This is a genomic window from Kitasatospora sp. NPDC114501 (assembly GCF_055633695.1).
The window spans coordinates 242,466-260,730 of record NZ_JBVKDS010000007.1; the positions used below are offsets into that span (position 1 = coordinate 242,466).

Annotated in this window: 19 protein-coding genes; 13 read left to right on the forward strand and 6 right to left on the reverse strand. The window is 74.4% G+C overall.

Going from position 1 to position 18,265, the window contains the following annotated elements:
* The first annotated feature begins 17 nt into the window (after positions 1 to 17).
* The 4 genes from ACZ7RU_RS15420 to ACZ7RU_RS15435 all read left to right on the forward strand — a co-directional run bounded on the left by ACZ7RU_RS15420 (position 18) and on the right by ACZ7RU_RS15435 (position 4,333).
* Positions 18 to 794: a class I SAM-dependent methyltransferase gene (locus ACZ7RU_RS15420; RefSeq protein WP_470341435.1), complete on the forward strand. Its 777-nt coding sequence runs from the start codon at positions 18 to 20 to the stop codon at positions 792 to 794.
* A 26-nt stretch (positions 795 to 820) separates the two neighbouring features.
* The gene (locus tag ACZ7RU_RS15425; protein ID WP_470341436.1) at positions 821 to 1,756 is read left to right on the forward strand and encodes an alpha/beta hydrolase; all 936 of its coding nucleotides are present in this window, start codon (positions 821 to 823) and stop codon (positions 1,754 to 1,756) included.
* Positions 1,753 to 3,039, forward strand: coding sequence for an aminotransferase-like domain-containing protein (locus ACZ7RU_RS15430; protein ID WP_470341437.1), 1,287 nt, complete (start codon positions 1,753 to 1,755; stop codon positions 3,037 to 3,039). The genes ACZ7RU_RS15425 and ACZ7RU_RS15430 overlap by 4 nt, the downstream gene beginning before the upstream one ends.
* Positions 3,040 to 3,166: 127 nt before the next feature.
* Positions 3,167 to 4,333, forward strand: coding sequence for an IS30 family transposase (locus ACZ7RU_RS15435; RefSeq protein WP_470341571.1), 1,167 nt, complete (start codon positions 3,167 to 3,169; stop codon positions 4,331 to 4,333).
* Positions 4,334 to 4,440: 107 nt separating this feature from the next.
* Here the strand turns inward: ACZ7RU_RS15435 and ACZ7RU_RS15440 are convergent, their stop codons facing one another.
* The 4 genes from ACZ7RU_RS15440 to ACZ7RU_RS15455 form a co-directional block, all read right to left on the reverse strand.
* Entirely contained in the window at positions 4,441 to 5,205 is a 765-nt protein-coding gene (locus ACZ7RU_RS15440) for an ABC transporter permease (RefSeq protein WP_470341438.1), read from the reverse strand.
* Between the two features lie 43 nt (positions 5,206 to 5,248).
* Positions 5,249 to 6,223 (reverse strand): ATP-binding cassette domain-containing protein, encoded by a 975-nt coding sequence (locus tag ACZ7RU_RS15445; RefSeq protein WP_470341439.1) that lies wholly within the window; start codon positions 6,221 to 6,223, stop codon positions 5,249 to 5,251.
* 226 nt (positions 6,224 to 6,449) lie between these two features.
* Complete coding sequence (locus ACZ7RU_RS15450) at positions 6,450 to 7,595, reverse strand: glycosyltransferase (protein WP_470341440.1); 1,146 nt, start codon at positions 7,593 to 7,595, stop codon at positions 6,450 to 6,452.
* Complete coding sequence (locus ACZ7RU_RS15455; protein WP_470341441.1) at positions 7,592 to 7,891, reverse strand: hypothetical protein; 300 nt, start codon at positions 7,889 to 7,891, stop codon at positions 7,592 to 7,594. Before ACZ7RU_RS15455 ends, ACZ7RU_RS15450 begins: the two co-directional genes overlap by 4 nt.
* Positions 7,892 to 8,093: 202 nt before the next feature.
* Here ACZ7RU_RS15455 and ACZ7RU_RS15460 point away from each other — a divergent pair, with 202 nt between their 5' ends.
* From ACZ7RU_RS15460 to ACZ7RU_RS15480, 5 genes are all read left to right on the forward strand, one after another.
* On the forward strand, positions 8,094 to 8,966 hold the full coding sequence (locus tag ACZ7RU_RS15460) for a 3-oxoacyl-[acyl-carrier-protein] synthase III C-terminal domain-containing protein (RefSeq protein WP_470341442.1): 873 nt from the start codon (positions 8,094 to 8,096) through the stop codon (positions 8,964 to 8,966).
* Positions 8,967 to 9,096: 130 nt separating this feature from the next.
* Positions 9,097 to 9,387: a phosphopantetheine-binding protein gene (locus tag ACZ7RU_RS15465; RefSeq protein WP_470341443.1), complete on the forward strand. Its 291-nt coding sequence runs from the start codon at positions 9,097 to 9,099 to the stop codon at positions 9,385 to 9,387.
* Between the two features lie 4 nt (positions 9,388 to 9,391).
* Positions 9,392 to 10,177: a hypothetical protein gene (locus tag ACZ7RU_RS15470; protein WP_470341444.1), complete on the forward strand. Its 786-nt coding sequence runs from the start codon at positions 9,392 to 9,394 to the stop codon at positions 10,175 to 10,177.
* A gap of 44 nt (positions 10,178 to 10,221) precedes the next feature.
* Positions 10,222 to 10,851, forward strand: coding sequence for a 4'-phosphopantetheinyl transferase family protein (locus ACZ7RU_RS15475; RefSeq protein WP_470341445.1), 630 nt, complete (start codon positions 10,222 to 10,224; stop codon positions 10,849 to 10,851).
* Positions 10,852 to 10,962: 111 nt separating this feature from the next.
* Complete coding sequence (locus ACZ7RU_RS15480; RefSeq protein ID WP_470341446.1) at positions 10,963 to 12,744, forward strand: condensation domain-containing protein; 1,782 nt, start codon at positions 10,963 to 10,965, stop codon at positions 12,742 to 12,744.
* 29 nt (positions 12,745 to 12,773) lie between these two features.
* On the opposite strand, the gene ACZ7RU_RS15485 is transcribed toward ACZ7RU_RS15480, so the two are convergent.
* Together ACZ7RU_RS15485 and ACZ7RU_RS15490 are read right to left on the reverse strand one after the other, a co-directional pair.
* Entirely contained in the window at positions 12,774 to 13,490 is a 717-nt protein-coding gene (locus ACZ7RU_RS15485; protein WP_470341447.1) for a hypothetical protein, read from the reverse strand.
* Entirely contained in the window at positions 13,487 to 14,140 is a 654-nt protein-coding gene (locus ACZ7RU_RS15490) for an RNA polymerase sigma factor (protein ID WP_470341448.1), read from the reverse strand. The genes ACZ7RU_RS15485 and ACZ7RU_RS15490 overlap by 4 nt, the downstream gene beginning before the upstream one ends.
* 233 nt (positions 14,141 to 14,373) lie before the next feature.
* Between ACZ7RU_RS15490 and ACZ7RU_RS15495 the strand changes: the two genes are divergently transcribed.
* The 4 genes from ACZ7RU_RS15495 to ACZ7RU_RS15510 all read left to right on the forward strand — a co-directional run bounded on the left by ACZ7RU_RS15495 (position 14,374) and on the right by ACZ7RU_RS15510 (position 18,262).
* The gene (locus tag ACZ7RU_RS15495; protein ID WP_470341449.1) at positions 14,374 to 15,177 is read left to right on the forward strand and encodes an SAM-dependent methyltransferase; all 804 of its coding nucleotides are present in this window, start codon (positions 14,374 to 14,376) and stop codon (positions 15,175 to 15,177) included.
* 102 nt (positions 15,178 to 15,279) lie between these two features.
* Complete coding sequence (bla, locus tag ACZ7RU_RS15500; protein WP_470341450.1) at positions 15,280 to 16,266, forward strand: class A beta-lactamase; 987 nt, start codon at positions 15,280 to 15,282, stop codon at positions 16,264 to 16,266.
* 160 nt (positions 16,267 to 16,426) lie between these two features.
* Positions 16,427 to 17,314 carry a DMT family transporter gene (locus ACZ7RU_RS15505; protein WP_470341451.1) on the forward strand — a complete coding sequence of 296 codons (888 nt, stop codon included), beginning with the start codon at positions 16,427 to 16,429 and terminating at the stop codon, positions 17,312 to 17,314.
* 78 nt (positions 17,315 to 17,392) lie between these two features.
* Positions 17,393 to 18,262: an SDR family NAD(P)-dependent oxidoreductase gene (locus tag ACZ7RU_RS15510; protein WP_470341452.1), complete on the forward strand. Its 870-nt coding sequence runs from the start codon at positions 17,393 to 17,395 to the stop codon at positions 18,260 to 18,262.
* Positions 18,263 to 18,265 lie beyond the last annotated feature (3 nt).

Sequence of the window (18,265 nt, forward strand, 5' to 3'; positions counted from 1 at the left end):
CCAGGAGGGTCCGACACATGACCGAGCAGAGCGAGAGATTCCCGGGCTGGGACTGGGACGACCCCGACGGGCTGGCCCCCCGGCTGGACGCCTTCAGCGCGCAGGTCGCCACCTGCGACAAGCTGGAGGCGCACCCCGGCGGCCTGCCGCGCGACCACGCGGGCCTCCGGGAACTCGGCATCACCGGCATCGAGTTCGCCGCGTTCCGGACCGCCCACCCGGAGGGCCTCGGCACCGACCTCGCCACCCTGCGCAGCCCCGACACCGCGACCGAACCCGGCACCCTCTACCGGGTCGACGGCGACCGCTGGTTCACCCGGCTCGACATCGCCGAACCGCTGCCCTTCGCCGACGACAGCGTCGACTGGGTGTACGCCGAGCACCTGATCGAGCACGTCACGATGCCCGTCGCCGTCCACTGGCTGCGCGAGGCCCGCCGGGTGCTGCGCCCCGGCGGCGTCCTGCGCCTGACCACCCCCGACCTCGCCCGCTACCTGGTCGGCTACGCCACCGGCGACGGCTTCCTGGCCAGGCACCGGCGCCGGCTGACCACCCTCGGCTTCGGCCCGCCGATGCCCGCACGCCCGGCCTTCCTGGTCAACCAGATCTTCCGGTACTTCGGGCACCAGTGGATCTACGATGTGGACGAGCTTCGGCACGTCCTCACCCAGGCCGGCTTCGACCCCGACCGGATCCGCCAGTGCGCCTACCGGCAGGGCATCCGTCCGGACGTCGCCGACCTCGACACGGCCTTCCGCACCGACGAGACCGTCTACGTCGAGGCAGACAGCTGAGACCTCCGCACCGAACGGATCCGCCCATGCCCCTGCACCCCCAGGCCGAGGCGCTGCGCGCCCGGCGCGCCGGCAGCGGTACCCCGCCGCTCTACACCCTGACCCTCGCCGAGGCCCGGGCCGCCGACCTCGCGGACATCCGCGCGGCGGCCGGCACGCCCGAGCCGGTCGCCGCCGTCGAGGAGCACCGCATCCCCGGCCCCGCCGGCGAACTCGCCCTGCGGCTCTACCGCCCCGAGGCGTCCGGCCACCGACTGCCCGCCCTGCTCTACCTGTTCGGCGGCGGCTGGACGCTCGGTTCGCCCGACACCAGCGACGCGATCTGCCGCCGGCTCACCAACGCCGTCGGCTGCGTCACCGCCTCCGTCGGCTACCGGCTCGCCCCCGAACACCCCTTCCCCGCGGCGCTGCACGACTGCCGCGCCGCGCTGCTGCAACTGGTCGAACGGGCGGAGGAGTTCGGCATCGACCCGGACCGGCTCGCGGTCGGCGGCGACAGCGCCGGCGGCAACCTCACCGCCGCGCTCACCCTCCTGCTGCGCGCCGAGGGCGGCCCCGCCCTGCGCCACCAGCTGCTGGTCTACCCCAACACCGACCACGGCGCCGACACCCCGTCGCTGCGCGCCCACGACGACCCGGCGCTGTTCAACCGCCGCTCGGTGGCCTGGTACTGGGGCCACTACCTGGCCGACCAGCGCGACGGCGCCAGCCCGTACGCCTCCCCGCTGCGCGCCGCCACCCTGGCCGGACTGCCGCCCGCGACCGTGCTGACCGCCGAGTACGACCCGCTGCGGGACGAGGGCGAGCAGTACGCCGAGGCGCTGCGCGCCGCCGGGGTCCCGGTGGAGCTGCGCCGCTACGCGGGCATGCCGCACGGATTCTTCGCCATGACCGGCACCCTGGACGCGGCCGCCGAGGCCCAGGCCTTCGCGGCCGAGTGCCTCCGGGAGGCGCTGCGGTGAAGCTCTCCCTGGACGACCTGCACGCCTCCCTGGCCGATCCGCTGCTGGACGCGATGACCTTCCTCAACGAGGTCACCACCCGCTACCCGGACGCCGTCTCCTTCGCCCCCGGCCGCCCCTACGAGGGCTTCTTCGAGCCCGAGGACGTCGCCGCCTACCTGGAGACCTACCTCGCCCACCTGGCGGACCGCGGCCTCGGCCGGGACGCGGTGCGCACCGCGCTGTTCCAGTACGGCCGGACCAAGGGCGTCATCAACGAACTGGTCGCCCGCTCGCTGGCCCACGACGAGGGCCTGACCGTCGACCCGCAGGCCCTGGTGGTCACGGTCGGCGCCCAGGAGGGAATGCTGCTGACGCTGCGCGCCCTGTGCGCGGGCCCGGACGACGTCCTGCTGGTCAGCTCGCCCTGCTACGTCGGCGTGACCGGCGCCGCCCGGCTGCTCGACCTGACCGTCCGCCCCGTCCCCGAGGGCGAGGACGGCGGCCCGGACCCGGCGGCGGTCCGGGAGGCAGCCCGCGCGGTGCGGGCCGAGGGGCGCCGTCCGCGCGCCCTCTACGTCGTCCCGGACTTCGCCAACCCCTCCGGCACCAGCATGCCGGTCGCGGCCCGCACCGCGCTGCTGGAGGCGGCGGCCGAGGAGAACGTGCTCGTCGTCGAGGACAACCCGTACGGCTTCTTCTCCCGCACCCCGGGGCCGCGGCCCACCCTCAAGGCGCTGGACCGCCGCCGCCAGGTCGTCTACCTGGGCTCGTTCGCCAAGACCTGCTTTCCCGGGGCCCGCGTCGGCTACGTGGTCGCCGACCAGGAGGTGGCCGGCCCCGACGGCCGGCGCAGCCTGCTCGCGGACGAGCTGGCCAAGCTGAAGAGCATGACGACGGTCAACACGCCCGCGCTCAGCCAGGCCGTCATCGGCGGCATGCTGCTGACCCACGACTGCCGCCTGCGGGCCGCCAACGCCCGTGCCACGGCCCACTACGCGGCCGGCATGGACACCCTGCTGCGGGAGCTGGACCGGCACTTCCCGGCCTCCGTGCGGCGCCGGCTGGGCCTCTCCTGGACCCGGCCGGACGGCGGGTTCTTCGCCGTGCTGACGGTGCCGTTCGTCGCCGACGACGCGGCCATGGAGCGCTGTGCCCGCGAGTTCGGCGTGCTCTGGACGCCGATGGCACCGTTCTACCCGGCGGGCGGCGGCGAGCGGCGGCTGCGGCTGTCGGTCAGCTCGCTGACCCAGGCGCAGATCATCGACGGCGTGGCCAAGCTGGCGGCGTTCGTGGCGGCCTGAGCCCACGAGGACGGCCGAGGGGCCCGGCTCATCGCTTGGGTTCTAGGAGTCGTTGCAACATCCCAGTTCAGGGGATGCATTGGACTTCGAGATCCGCAAGGGCCGGGCGGCCCAGGGGCCTGTGAAGCTGAGTCGGGAGCGGGAGGCATACTCCCGGCTCGTGCAGCAGGGATACAGCAATACCGCGGCGTGCCGGGTCATCGGCGTCGACCGGCGGACGGGCAACAAGTGGCGCAACGGCCGCAGCGCCGAACCAGGGAAGAAGGCGGTGCCGCCGATCGATGCGGTGGCACCGCCTTCCGGCCCGTCCCGGTACCTGACCGAGGACGAGCGCCTCCACATCGCCGATCGCCTGCGTGAGAAGGCCACCGTCCGGGCGATCGCCGCAGAACTGGGCCGCAGCCCCTCCACCGTCAGCCGGGAGATCCGCCGCAACCGGAACCCCGGCAGTGGCGCCTACCGCCCGCACGCAGCCCAGGCCCGGGCGAACGCCCGCCGGCCCCGCCCCAAGCCCCGCAAGATCCTCTCGAACCCGGAACTGCTCCGCGTGGTCCAGGAGTTGCTGCACGAGCGGTGGAGCCCTGAGCAGATATGCCACGCTCTGCGCACCGGATTCCCCGACCAGCCGGAGATGCACGTCGTGCCCGAGACCGTCTACCAGGCCCTCTACGTCCAGGGCCGTGGCGTGCTCCGACGCGAGCTTGCCGGCGCCCTGCGCACCGGACGCGCCCGCCGCAGGCCCCAGCGGCAGGCCAACCGCCGCCAGCCGCGCTTCACCTCTCCGATGGTCATGATCAGCGAGCGTCCCGCAGAGGCCGAGGACCGGGCCGTCCCGGGCCACTGGGAGGGCGACCTGATCATCGGCAAGGACCACAAGTCGGCGATCGGCACCCTGGTCGAACGCGCCACCCGCTACGTGATGCTGCTACACCTTCCCGGCGGCCACGGCGCAGAGGCAGTCCGCGACGCCCTGGTGGACGCCGTGCGGACCCTGCCCGCAGAACTGAGGCGCTCGCTGGCCTGGGACCAGGGCGCCGAGATGGCCGCCCATCACGAGTTCACCGTCGCCACTGACATCCCGGTCTACTTCTGCAACCCGGGCAGCCCCTGGCAACGCGGCTCGAACGAGAACACCAACGGCCTGCTGCGGCAGTACTTCCCCAAGGGCACCGACCTGTCCGTCCACACCCCGGAGCACTTGGCCGCCGTCGCCGACCAGCTCAACCGCCGCCCACGCAAAACGCTCGGCTGGGAAACCCCAGTCGAGCGTCTCGCTAGACTCATCGCGGCCTAGACAACCAACCACGTGTTGCGACGATCCCTAGAAACCGCCTCGCGAGCCGGGCCCCTCGGCCGTGTTCCCCGGCGGTCTTCCCGAACCGGGTTCCCGAGTCCTGCCCGTCAGCGCACCCGGGTGGAGAACAGCCGCGCCGACCAGTACACCGCCAGGACGGTCATCACCGCGACGACCAGCAGCCCCTGCCAGACCACGCTGTCCCCGGCGTGCCCGGAGAACAGCGCGCGCATGCCCTCCACGGCCCAGTAGAAGGGGTTCCACCTGGCCGCCTGCTGCAACCACTCCGGCGCCAGGGTGAGCGGCAGCAGCACCCCGGACAGCAGCGCGATCGGCTGCGCGATGGTGTTGACCACCGGCGACATCGCCGCGTCGGTCGGGACCATCAGCGCGATACCGAAGGAGATCGCCGAGGTCATCAATGCCAGCAGGCCCAGCAGCAGGTAGGCGAGCAGCAGGTTCGGCGGGCTCACCCGCAGCCCGAACGGCAGCGCGATCAGGGTGATCAGGACGGCCTGCACCAGCAGCGCCACCATCTCCCGCATCGCCCGTCCGAGGAGCAGCGCCAGGCGGCTCACCGGGGTCACCCGGGAGCGCTCGATGATGCCGGCCTTGAGCTCGCCGAGCAGGCTGAAACCGGTGAACAGCCCGCCGAAGATGCACAGCACCGCCAACAGGCCCGGCACGTAGACCTGGTAGGCGTCGGCGTAGCTGCTCGCGCCCTGCGGGGCGAGCACCTTCTTCAGCAGCGGGGCGAACAGCAGCAGGTAGAACAGCGGCTGGATGATGCCGACGGCGATCCAGACCGGGGTGCGGATCATGAGCAGCAGCTGGCGCTGGAAGACCAGCCAGGTGTCACGGGCGAGCTTCACGGTCTCCCCAGGGAGGTGTGCGGGTCCGGGTGGTTTCGCGGGGTCAGGACTGCCGCAGCGAGCGGCCGGTGCGGGCCAGGAACACGTCGTCCAGGCTGGGCCGTTGGAGCTGCACGGTGCCGGGCGTCAGGCCCGCCGCGTCCAGGGCGCGCAGCAGTCGCGGGATCGCGGCGGCGCCGTCCTCCAGGTACAGCCGCAGCCCCTCGTCGCCGTTCTGCTCCAGCCGGTGCAGGTACGGCTGCGGGCGCAGCACCTCGGCCGCGCGCTCGAAGGCGGCGTCCCCGCCGTCCAGTCCGAGCAGGACGACGTCGCCGGAGATCTCGCGCTTGAGCACCTCGGGGGTGCCCTCGGCCACCACCTGGCCGTGGTCGACGATGGCGACCCGGTCGCAGAGCGCGTCGGCCTCGTCCAGGTAGTGCGTGGTGACGACCACCGTCATGCCCTCGGTGCGCAGCCGGCGGATCTCCTCCCAGACGTACGCCCGGCTGGCCGGGTCCAGTCCGACCGTGGGCTCGTCCAGGAACAGCACCTGCGGCTGGTGGATCACCCCGAGCGCGATGTCCACCCGGCGGCGCTGGCCGCCGGAGTAGGTGGCGCACGGGCGGTCGCCGAACTCGGTGAGGTCGAAGGCCTTGAGGGCGTCCGCGGCCGCCTGGACGGCCCGGGTCTTGGCCGCGCCGTACATCCGGGCCTGGAGCACCAGCTCCTCGCGGCCGCTGACGTTGTCGGTGGTGCCGCCGCCCTGGGCGACGTAGCCGATCCGGCGGCGGACCCCGGCGGGGTCGGTGAACAGGTCGGCCCCGGCGATGACGGCCTGTCCGCCGTCCGGGCGGATCAGGGTGGCCAGCATGCGCAGGGTGGTGGTCTTCCCGGCGCCGTTGGGGCCGAGGAAGCCGTAGATCTCGCCGGCGGCGACCGACAGGTCGATGCCGCGGACGGCGTCCACGGTGGGGTCCCCGCCGCCGCGGCGGGAGGTCTTCTTGCGGTAGGACTTGCGCAGTCCCGTGGTCTCGATCAACCGGAACTCCCGTGCGGGGATGGGCTGCCACGGCACCTGGGAAGGCGGGGCTGGGCACCTGCGGAGGGCGGTGCCGCTGCGACACCCTAGGGTGAACCACGCCCAGGAAACAATGGCCTAGACCAATGGACGTGTGCTCTCCCGGTCTGCTAAGGGGGGCCGACGAGAGGCGGGTCCGCGCCGGTCGCGGGCCGGTCCGCAGGGAAGGAGTGCCGGTCGGGCCCGCTCAGCCGAGCGCTTCCAGGCGGTCCGCCGCGGCCGCCGCGCCGCCCCCGGCCAGCAGCTCCCGCCCGACCTGAACCGCCCGCTCCCGGTGCTCCGTTGTGTCGAGTACGGCCCGCAGCGCGTCCGCCAGTCGTTCCGGCGTGACGCGCGCGAACGGCACCCGCGGCCCCGCGCCCGCCGCAGCCACCTGTCCGGCGACGATCGGCTGGTCGTGCCGGATCGGCGCGGTGACCAGCGGCAGGCCGTGCGCCAGCGCCTCGCCCACGGTGTTCATCCCGCCGTGGCAGAGCACCGCGTCCAGCTCGCCGCGCGCCATCAGCTCCAGCACCGGCGCCCGGTCCACCGCCACGGCGCGGGAGGGGAGTTCGGGCAGCAGCTCGCGCGGCCCGGCGAACACCGGCTGCACGTCCTCGCCGTACAGCTCCAGCGCCCGGACGGACCGGGCCAGGAAGTCCGCGCCCAGCTCGCCGGCCAGCGTGCCCATGGTGACCAGCACCCGCCGCCGGCCGGGCAGCAGCCGCTGCCACGGGAAGTCCGGATCGTGCGGCCGGGCCGGGATCACCGGCCCGACCAGCGCGTGCTCCGGCGGCGGGGCGGAGCCGGTCAGTGCCGGTCCGGTGGTCGCCAGCACCAGGCGGGGGGAGAAGCGCGGGTCCAGGTACTCCGCCGCGGGCAGTCCGGCGCGCTCCCACAGCCCGCGCAGCAGCCCGGTCATCCACGCCTCGACCTGCGGCAACGCCCGGTAGGGGCGCCCCAGTTCCATCGCCCCGGGGGCGAAGGACGCCCACGGCAGCGCGTGCCGGTGCGCGACCAGCGCGCCCGCCGGGGTGTGCTGGTCGACCAGCAGCACGTCCGGCCGCCACTCCCGCACGATCGCGTCCAGCGGCTTCAGGGTGAAGCGCGTGTACGGGACGATGAAGCCCTCCCAGAGCGAGCGCAGCGCGGCCAGCCCGTGCCCGCCCTGGGACCGGAACGCCCGGGTGCCGGTGCCGAGCACCTCGGCCCGCGGGCCGAGCAGCGGGCGCAGCACCGACTCGGTGCCGGTCCAGGCCACCTGGTGCCCGCGCGCGGTCAGTTCGGCGGCGATGCCCGCGGCCGGGTTGACGTGCCCGGTCAGGGGTGGCATCACCAGCAGGTACCTGGTCATCGGGTGTCCTCCTCGGGGAGCAGTCGCTGCACGTCGGCGACGGTCAGGGCCTCCAGCGCGGCCAGGTCCAGCCCGGCGCGCAGCGCGGCGAGGTCGGCTCGGGGGCCGAAGCGCTCGCGCAGCCGCTCGGCCAGGTCGGCGAGCTCGTCCTCGTCCAGCAGCAGGTCGCCGTCCAGTCGGGCGTCCGGGGTGACGTGGCGAGCCCAGCCGGGTGGCGCGCCGGCCACCTCGACCAGCAGGGCCACCAGCTCCTGGTTCAACGGGGTTCGGGGGTAGGGCGGTTCAGGGTTGGGCATGAGAGATCTCCCACCTGCTCGACGGCGCGGGGGTGAACGCGGCCGCGCCGGAAGGCGGTTGACGGCTTCCGGGGAGCGGCGGCGACGGAGGAGGGCCCGAGATCACTTGTGCGACCCGGCGGGCGTCGGAATACTAGCCCGCGTGACCGCACTGGAGGCAGTGGCCGTCCACCTCCCCCCACACGCCGTTCCCATCGAGGCTGTGGGCGAGCGCATCGGCCTGACCCCACGTCAACTCCGTCTCTTCCGCCGCTTCCACGGCCTGGACCAGCTACGCCTGGACCCGGCCGGGACGCTGCCCGACCTGCTCGACGCCGCCCTGGACAACCTGCCGGAGCTGCGCGGACGCGAACGCGACATCCGCTTCGTGATCCACGCCCGCAGCATGCCGGTGGCGGTGCCCCACCCGCTCAACCCGCTGCACGACCTGCTCGACGCCCGTGGACTGGCGCACGCCAACGCCTTCACGGTGACCCACCACGCCTGCGCGGTGGGCCTGCTGGCCATCGACCTGGCCGGCCGGCTGCTCGCGTCCGACCCCGACCCGGCGGCGCTCGCCCTGGTGCTGACCGGTGAGAAGACCTTCACCAGGGACGCCCAGGTGGTGCCCGAGACCGGCATCTTCGCCGAGGGCGCGGCCGCCTGCCTGGTCAGCGCCGACGGCGAGCGCCACCGGATGCTCTCCTTCGCGGTGCGCCAGCGCCCGGAGTTCGACGGCCGGCTGGCCGAGGACCCGGACCTGCTCGCCCGCTACCAGCGCGAGTACCCGAACGTGATGGTGGAGGCGATCGAGGCCGCCCTGGACCAGGCCGGTCTGGACCTCTCCGACCTGGCCGCGATCCTGCCGCACAACGTCAACCAGGCCTCCTGGCGGATGATCGCGCGCCGGATCGGCTACCCGGTCGAGAAAGTCGTGCTGGACAACGTGCGGTCGGTCGGGCACAGTTTCGCCTCGGACAGCCTCATAAATCTCCACACCGCCATCACGCGGGGGCTGCTCCGCCGCGGCGACCACTACCTGATCGCCGCCGCGGGTGTAGGAGCGACCTTCTCCGCGATGGCGATGCGGTACTGACGGTCCGCCGATCGCGCCGGCAGCAGCCGCCGGCCGCCAGTGTCGTCAGATCCCCCGCACCACCCCAGAGCCCCCGGGGCGCCTTCAAGCCCCGGAGCACACATCCCACGTACGACGGGACGGGACACCCATGTCAGAAGCCGCGGTCCAGACCACTGACCCCGAACTGCGCGAGCGCATCCTGCACGGCATCGGCGAGCTCCTGCCGCGCGTCCTCAAGCGCGAACTGCCCGAGATCCCGCAGGACGCCTGCCTCTTCGACGACCTCGGGCTCACCTCGGCCGGCACCATCGAGCTGATCCTGGAGCTGGAGGAGACGCTCGACATCCAGGTCGACGTCGAGCAGATCACCGAGGACGACCTGCGGTCGGTCACCAGGCTGGCCGACTACGTCGCCGGGCACGTCATCCCCGAGGACTGACCGGATGGCCCCCGGTCCCACCGGCCTGCGCATCACCCGGGCGCTGGCCCGCCGCTTCGACGGCCGTTCGGAGACCTCGCTCGACCCGGACCTGCGGGTCTTCGTCTCCGACCTGGTCCGCCCCTACGGCCTGCCGCTGCGCGAGGACCTGCTGGGCGAGGGCGTCGGCCACTCCTACGAGGAACTGGCCGCCGGACCGCTGTGCGAGGCGCTCGCCGAGGACGAGCCGGTGGACCTGCTGGTCCTGGCCTTCGACACCCCGGACGTACGGCCCGGCGCGCCGTCCTCGCTGGCGCTCAGCCGGTCCGTACCGGGAAGCCCGCTGGCCTTCGCGGTCTGCGACCAGGGTGGCGCGGCGGCCTTCACCGCCCTGCGGCTGGCCGCCGACCACCAGCGCACCGGCGGCTGCCGCCGGGCCGTGGTGGTGCTCGCCGAACAGACCGCGCTGCACTACGAACCACCCGGGCCGGTGCCGTTGCCGCAGCGGCACGCGGTGGTGGTGCTGGTCTGCGAGGAGGCTTCCGGCGACGGTCTGACCGTCCGGCAGACCCGGGGCGCGACCTCCCCGGCGGAGACCGTCCGGGACGAGGCCGAGGAGCTCGGGCCCGAGGCGGCGCTGCTGCTCGGCCCCGGCTTCGACGCGCGGGAACCGGCGCCGGACCAGCCGTTCACCGGACTCTGGGCGGAACTGGCCGACCACCTGCCGCGGTGGCGGGTGGACGGCCGGCCCGCGCTGCTGGCCGGGTACGACCGGCGGCTCGGCGTGCTCAGCACGCTGACCCTGCCGTGACGGCGGTCGACCTCTGGCTGATCGATACGCGCCAACCAGAAGCAGTGACCGCCGAGTTGCGGCGACTGCTGGACCCTGACGAACGCGCCCGGGCGGCTCGGGCGGACCTCGGGACGCGCGAGCGCTTCACCGTGGTGCGCGGCGCCGTCCGGCAACTGGTCGCCGCCCGGCTCGGCGTGCGCCCGGCCGAGCTGGTCTGGCGGTACGGGCCGCACGGCAAGCCCGAGCCGGCGGAGGGCGGGGGACTGCGGGTCAGCTGGTCGGCCTCGGACGCGTTCGCGGCACTGGCCCTCGCTGAGGGGCGGGCGGTCGGCGTCGACGTCGAGCGGCTCCACGATCCCCGGACGGCCGAGCGGATGGCCGCCCGCTGGTTCCCGTCCGAGGAGGCGCGGTTCGTCGCCGAGCCCGTCGAGCCGGCCGAGCGGGCGGCGCGGTTCACCGCGCTCTGGTGCCGCCGCGAGGCCTGCGTCAAGGCGTACGGCGGGCGGCTCGCGCAGTCCTTCGGCGTGCCCGTGGCCGGTCCGTCGCCGGTGCTGGTGGCCGATCCGGGCGGGCTCGGCACCGGCTCGGCCCGGCTCTGCGACGTCCCTGTCGCCGAGCCGTTCCGGGCTGCCGTCGCCGCTCTCGGGGATTCGCCGATACATGTCAAATCCAATGTGTGGAAACCGAGTTGAGGCTGGAGCCGATCTGCCGCAGTTGGTCTGGACCAGTCCGCGAGGGCGCTGGTAGCGTCCTGATCACACCCCCGCCGAGCCCTCCCGGGCGAGCCGAAAGGCGCGTACGACGTGACCCCGCACGACGCCAGCCCGCACGACGCGACACCGCACGATCCGACGTCACTCGGCGCGACACCGGGCGGCTCGCACCGGACCGCCGGGCGGACCGCCAGGCGGGTCACCGTCCGGTTCGCCGCCGAAGGTGGCGGCTCCGGCCCGCTCACCCGCGGCCAGGACAACATGGTCCGCTGTATCCGGTCGAGCGCCCCCGAGCAGATCAACCGGGATTCCGTCTGGCCGGTGCCCCACGGCACCTCGGTCCCCGCCGGGCTGGCCGCCCTGCGCCTGCTGGTCGAGCGGTACGAGTCGCTGCGGACGTCCTTCCCCGCGGGCCCGGGGGCGGACGGCTTCCCGGACCGCCAGGTGGTGCACCGGGACGGCCGGTTCAGCGTCTCCGTGGTCGAGGCCGGTGGTCGCTCGGAAGCCGAACTCGACGTGTTCGCCGAGGAGTTGGGCCGTCTGGACGTCGCCGTCCCGGTGGCCCTCGACGCGCCGCCGAGAGTCCGGTTCACTCTGGTCGCCGCCGGTGACCAGCTGCTGCGGCTGGTCGCCGTGGTCTGCCACGCGGGGGCCGACGGCGCCGCCACCGCGGTGCTGATCGAGGACTGGCACGCCCTCGCCGCCGGAAAGGAACTGCCGCCGGTCACCGCGCCGACCCCGCTGCGGATCGCCGTCGCGGAGCAGAGCCCGCAGGGCCGGCGCAGGGCCGCCGCCGCGCTGCGGCACTGGGCCCGCATCCTGACCACCGGCCCGCAGACCGTCTTCGCCGACGCGCGGGTCACCGGACCGCCCCGCGACCACGGCGCCCTGCTGGTCCGCTCGCGCGCCGCCGCCGACCACCTCGCCGCGGTCTGCCGGCGCACCGGCGCCAGCCCCTCGGTCGTCCTGCTCGCCGCCTTCGCCGCGCTGGTCGCCCACCGCGCGGGCCGGCGCGAACTGGTGCTCTCGGCGCTCTCCGCCAACCGCCAGCGCGCCGCGCTGACCGACCACGTCGGGACCCTCGCACAGGACGCGCTGATCCTGCTCGACACCGGCGCGGCCGACCTCGACCAGCTGATCGGCCGGGCGAAGTCCGCCTCGCTGAACGCCTATTGGCACAGCACCCTGGACGCCGAGAAGGTCTGGCGGCTGGTCGAGGACGCGGCCCACCTGCGCGGAGCCCGGTTCGGCCGCCAGGTGGTCGTCAACGACCTGAGCCTGACCATCCCGGCCACCGTCGCCGACACCCGGCCGCTCCCGGCCGCCGACCCCGAACTCACCGTGCTGCCCGCCCCGCCACTGCCGGTGCGGCTGATGTTCACCATCCTGCGGATCGCCGGAAGCCTGGACTTCGCCCTGATCGCCTGCCCCCAGGTGCTCGACCCCGAGGAGGCCGAGACCTTCGCCCGGGCGCTGCCGGCCCTGCTCGCCGCCGCGGCCGAGGGCCCGGTGCTGCTCGCCGACCTGCCTGCCGCGCTCGGCCCGCCGGGCGGCGGCCGGGACGGCGAGTGGCTGCTGATCGACGATTCCTGGATCGACCTCGCGGCCGTCCGCGACCTCCTGCACACCGCCCTCGGGGACCACCGGCTGTCCGTGGTGGAAGGGAGACTGGTGGCCGAGGTGGCGGCGTCCGGCCCCGCCTTCGGCCCCGCCGACGCCCATCGCGCGGTGGTCGCCGCCCTGCCCGGCCGTGACACCGCGATGGCACCGCACCACTACGTCGTCCGGCACGCCACCCCGGCGGGGGAGCGGACCGAGTCCGGGAGCGGGCGGGACCCGGCCGTCGTCGCCGCGCTGTCCGCGCTCACCTGAAGGGATGATCACGGCAGCCTGCCGGGCCCTCACCCCCACGGGTCGTCGTGATCGCCCGCCGCCCCCCACCGGAGGTCCTCCCAGGAGCAGGCGGAGGTCGCCCCCGAGGTGAGCCCCCACGGGCTCGGCACCTCCTCCTCGTCGCCGTCCTGCACCGGCAGCCGGTCGACCACCGCGACCAGCGCCGGCGGCAGTTGCGGCGCCAGCCCCCGGTGCACCCGGGAGAGGACATCCCGCCGCACGCTGTCCGGCAGCAGCGGCCGGTCCATCCGCAACGCCCGTGGTCCGGGCGGCCGTTCGGCCGTCGCCAACTGGTCCGACCAGGCCCGCCAGTAGTCGGCGTCGTCGGTCTCGCCGAGCACCAGGTGATGCAGGTGCAGGCAATAGGCGGCCGTTCCGCTGCCCGAGCCGGCCGCGAAGCGCCACCAGAACTCGGCGCCCTCCTCCTTGCCGGTGGCGTACAGCAGCGCGCCGAACACCTCGGCCCCCTCCGGTTCGATCCGCCGCGCGTCCACCAGCAGGTCCAGTCCGCGCGAGGCGTCCGGCGCGCCCAGCACCAGGGCCACCACCAGACCGAGTTCGAAGGCGGCCTGCTGGTGCTCCGAGGGCAGGTGGGCGGGAGCGGCGGTCAGCCGGGCCCGGCGCACGGCGGCGATCCGCTCGGCATGGGGGCGTTCGGGCCGCGGGACGCGGAACACCGTTCGCCCGCCGTCGGCCGGGGTGCCGTCCTGCGGCCCCGCCGTCACAGATCGCCCCCGCCGTCCGGGAGTTCGCCCACCCCGAGTCGAAGGGCCAGCCGGTCCCGGGCGTGCCGGAGGTTGGAGTGCACCGTCGCCACCGGCCGTCCCAGGTACGCCGCGATCACCTTGACGTGCAGGCCGAGCAGGTAGCGCAGGATCACCACATCCCGCTGCCGGTCCGGCAGTTCGAGGATCGCCGCGTACAGCCGCACCTCGTCCGCCTCGCTGTGCAGCAGTCCCTTCGCCACCTGCTTGAACGCCCCGATCACCGCCGCGAAGGTGACCGCCTCCACCTCCACCGGCTCCTCGGCGGCCACCCAGTCCGAGACGTGCCGGTTGGCCAACCGCCAGGCGTACGCGGCCGGTTCCTCGAAGCGCAGCACCTGCGGCCAGCAGCGGGCCAGGTCGGACTTCACCGCCCCGACCACCAGCGCGGCGTCGGACCGGTTGCCTATCCGGGTCAACGCGAGGGCGTGCCAGGCGGGTTCATGGGTCTCGCAGAAGGCGGCATAGGTGAGGTCCAGGCGGAGGCCGAACGCGGATCGGAGGCCGGACTCCGGGCCGGCCGGCCGCTCCGGCCCCGGCACCTCACCGGTGTACGCCACGGCCGTCCCGCCCCGGTGCCCGCGCGCGGGGACACACCTGTCGATCGTCATCGATCCTGCTTTCCGTGGCCGTCGGCTGCGCACCGGGCCACCCGAGGGTCGGGCTGTCTGCGCCCATCCTCATTCCATCAGCCCTGTCACTCCAGGCTGCAATCCGAATACAGATTGTCATCTCATGGGTCTCGAATCCTCGTCGTCACCCGCGGGGCGACCTGTTCACGGTTGGCCCCCGCCCGTCCTGGGCAGCAAGCGATCGATCAGGAGCGGAGCGGAGGGAGAACACGATGGGCCTCTACGACGGGGTGGACCTACGGCTGAACGCGCCGCACTCGGCCCGGATGTACGACTACTTCCTCGGCGGCTTCACCAACTTCGCCGCCGACCGCGAGGCCGCCGGACACGCCCTCGCCGTGGCCCCCTGGCTGCGCACCGGAGCCCGGGTCAACCGGTCCTTCATGCACCGCTCGACCCGGATGCTCGCCGAGGCCGGCTTCGACCAGTTCCTCGACATCGGCACCGGCATCCCCACCTCGCCCAACCTGCACGAGATCGCCCAGGGCATCCGGCCGGGCGCCCGGGTGGTCTACGCCGACAACGACCCGATCGTCCTCTCGCACGCCCAGGCCCTGCTCACCGGCACCCCCGAGGGCCGCACCGCCTACGTCGAGGCCGACGTCACCGACCCGGCCCGGCTGCTCGCCGCCCCCGGCCTGCGCGAGACCATCGACCTCACCCGGCCCGTCGCGCTCTCCCTCAACGCCCTGCTGCACTTCGTCCCCGACGCCCGCGGCGCGTACGAGCTGGTCGAACACCTCAAGTCCGCGCTCGCCCCCGGCAGCGCCCTGGTGATGACCCACGTCACCCCCGAGTTCGCACCCCGCGACATCGCCGACCTGGTCCGCATATACGCCTCCGGCGGTACCGCCGTCCAGCCCCGCACCCGGCCGGAGATCGTCCGCTTCTTCGACGGCTGGACCCTGCTCGACCCGGGCGTCGTCCCCACTCCACAGTGGCGGCCCACGCCCGGCGAGGTCCCCGCCGCCCCCGACCAGGCCTCGGCCTACGCGGCGGTGGCCCTGCGGCCGTGAACCGTCCAACGGATCGCGGCGGCTGACGAACCATCTGCGCACGCACCGCGTCCTGGTGATCAAGAAGCGGCACGCGCCGCGACAGTCGATCAAGGGGGACGCATGGACCCGCAGTCTTCGGAAGTACACCGCCACAGCCGCCACAGCCGCCGTGCCGTCCTCGGCCTGGGCGTGGGCCTCGGAGCGGCGGTCGCCGTCACCGCCGCCACCGGCGGAACGGCCTCCGCGGCGCCGGCGGGCGACGACCCGGCCACCGGGAACGGCCTCCACCGGGCCCTGGCCGCCCTGGAACAGGAGCACTCCGCCCGCCTCGGCGTCTACGGCCGCAACCTGGCCACCGGCCGGACCGTCCGGTACCGGGCGGACGAGCCGTTCCCGATCTGCTCGGTCTTCAAGACCGTCGCCGTCGCCGCCGTCCTGCGGGACCTCGACCGCGACGGCGAGTTCCTCGCCAAGCGGATCCGGTACACCGCCGAGGACGTCACGCGGGCCGGCGGCACCGTCGGTGCCGAGGGCGGGGGCGGTGCGCCGATCACGGGCCGGGAGGTGAACCTGGCGAACGGCATGACCGTCGCCGAACTCTGCGCCGCCACCATCGACTACAGCGACAACGCCGCGGGCAACCTGCTGCTCCGCGAGCTCGGCGGGCCGACCGCCGTCACCCGCTTCGCCCGCTCGATCGGTGACCGCGTCACCCGCCTGGACCGCTGGGAACCCGAGCTCAACACCGCCGAGCCCGACCGCCGCACCGACATCACCACCCCGCACGCCATCGCCCTCACCTACGGCCGGCTCGCACTCGGAGACGCCCTGCCGCCGGCCAAGCGGGACCAGCTCACCGCCTGGCTGCGGGCCAACACCACCAGCACCCACCGGTTCCGCGAGGGCCTCCCGGCGGACTGGGCCCTCGCCGACAAGACCGGCACCGGCCGCCACGGCACCACCAACGACGTCGGCATCGCCTGGACTCCGGCGGGCGCCCCCGTCCTCCTCTCCGTACTGACCACCAAGCCGGCGGACGAGGCGGCCCCGAAGGACGAGCCCCTGGTCGCCCGGACGGCCACGCTGCTCGCGGGCGCGCTCGGCTGACCGAGCCCTCCCGCCGTCCCGTCGGCCCGCATCGCGAGATGCGGGCCGACGGGGTCGTCCCGGTGGTACCCCTCACCCCCTTCGTCCCACCCGTGCGCCCCCGTTCCCCCGGGCACAGACTGGTGGTGGATCGAAGCTGCCCCGCGAGGCTGGGAGAGGAATGCTGCTGGGACTCACCACCGCGTCGGCCGCGACCGTCTGCTTCGGCTTCGGGGCGGTCTTCCAGGCGCGCGGGGCGAGGTCGGCCCCGCGCGCCGACCGGGTGCGGGCCGGCCTGCTGGCCGCGCTGGCGCGGTCCTGGCAGTTCATCCTCGGCACGCTGCTGGACATCGTCGGCTTCGTGCTGAGCATCGTCGCCCTGCGCACCCTCCCGCTCTTCCTCGTCCAGGCCGTCACCAATGCCAGCCTCGCCGTCACCGCCGTGGCCGCCGTCCGACTGCTGGGGGCGCGGCTGCACCGGAGCGACCTCGCGGGCATCCTCGCCGTGGTCGCCGGCCTGACCCTGCTGGCGCTCGGCTCCGGCCCGGAGGGCCGCGACCACGCCGCGCCCGCCTTCCACTGGGCGCTGCTCGCCGCCACCGCCGTCATGCTGCTGGCCACGGTGGCCCTGGTGCGCCGCGAGGGCAACGCGGCCGCGGCCGGCCTGGGGCTGCTGGCCGGCGTCGGCTTCGGCGTGACCAGCCTGGCGGTGCGGGTCCTGGACGCCTCCGGCCCGGTCGCGGTCCTCACCGACCCCGCCGCCTACGCCCTCGCCGTCGGCGGGCTCGGCGGCTACCTCGCCTACGCCCTGGCCCTGCAACGCGGCACGGTGACGGCCGCGACCGCCGCCGGGACGGTGACCGAGACCTTCGGCCCTGCGCTGGTCGGCGTCACGGCGCTCGGGGACGCCGCGCGCCCCGGCTTCGAGTGGTGCGCGTTGACCGGCTTCGTGGTGGCGGTGGGCGGCACCTTCGTGCTCTCCCGCTTCGGTGAGCTGGAGGGCGGGTCCGCCGAGCCGTCCGCCCCGCGCCGGGACGCCGAGACGGAGCCCGCCGGCCCGCCCCGGTAGCCCGGACGGCTCCGCCGTGCGAAGGTGACTTGCCGGACAAAAAGGACGGCTACACGGTCACAGAGCGGCAGGTGCCCGATGGCGGAGGAGCCCCACTCCCGACCCCGGCGGTCGGACCCGAAGGACGGCCCGGACCCCGCGTATCCCACGCATCCCGCAGACTCCGCGGATCCCACGGGCCTCAAGGGCCAGGCCGACCCGACCGGCCGCCCCGTCGCGCTGATCACCGGCGCCTCCTCCGGGATCGGCCACGCCACCGCCACCCGCCTGGCCGACGCCGGCTGGCACACCCTGCTCTCCGGCACCGACCGCGCCAGCCTGGACGACCTCGCCGAACGCACCGGCGGCCGCGCCCTGCCCGAGGACCTGAGCAAGCCGGACGGCCCGGCCCGTCTCGCGGAGGCCGCCCTGGCCGAGACCGGCCGGGTCGACGCCCTGATCGCGAGCGCCGGCCTGGGCTGGCGCGGCCCGTACGAGCGGACGCCCTCCGACACCCTGGACCGGATGATCGAGGTCAACCTCGCCGCGCCGCTGCGCCTGGTCCGCCTGCTGCTGCCCGGCATGCTGGAACGCCGGCACGGCCGGATCGTGCTGATCGGCTCGATGGCCGGCCAGGTCGGCGTGCGCGACGAGTCGGGGTACGCCGCCACCAAGGGCGGGCTGACCATGTTCGCGGAGAGCCTCTGGTACGAGCTGCGCGGCACGGGGGTGGGCGTGCGCCTGGTACTGCCGGGCGCGGTGGACACCCCGTTCTTCGACCGGCGCGGCACGCCGTACCAGCGCGAGCGGCCGCGCCCGGTCCCGGCGGAGCGGGTCGCGGACCTCGTGGTCGCGACCATCACCACCGAGCGCGACCGGCTCTTCGTCCCGCACTGGCTCGGCTTCCCGGCCCGCATCCACGGGGTGGCCCCGGGCGTGTTCCGCCGGATGGCCTCGCGCTTCGGGTGAGCG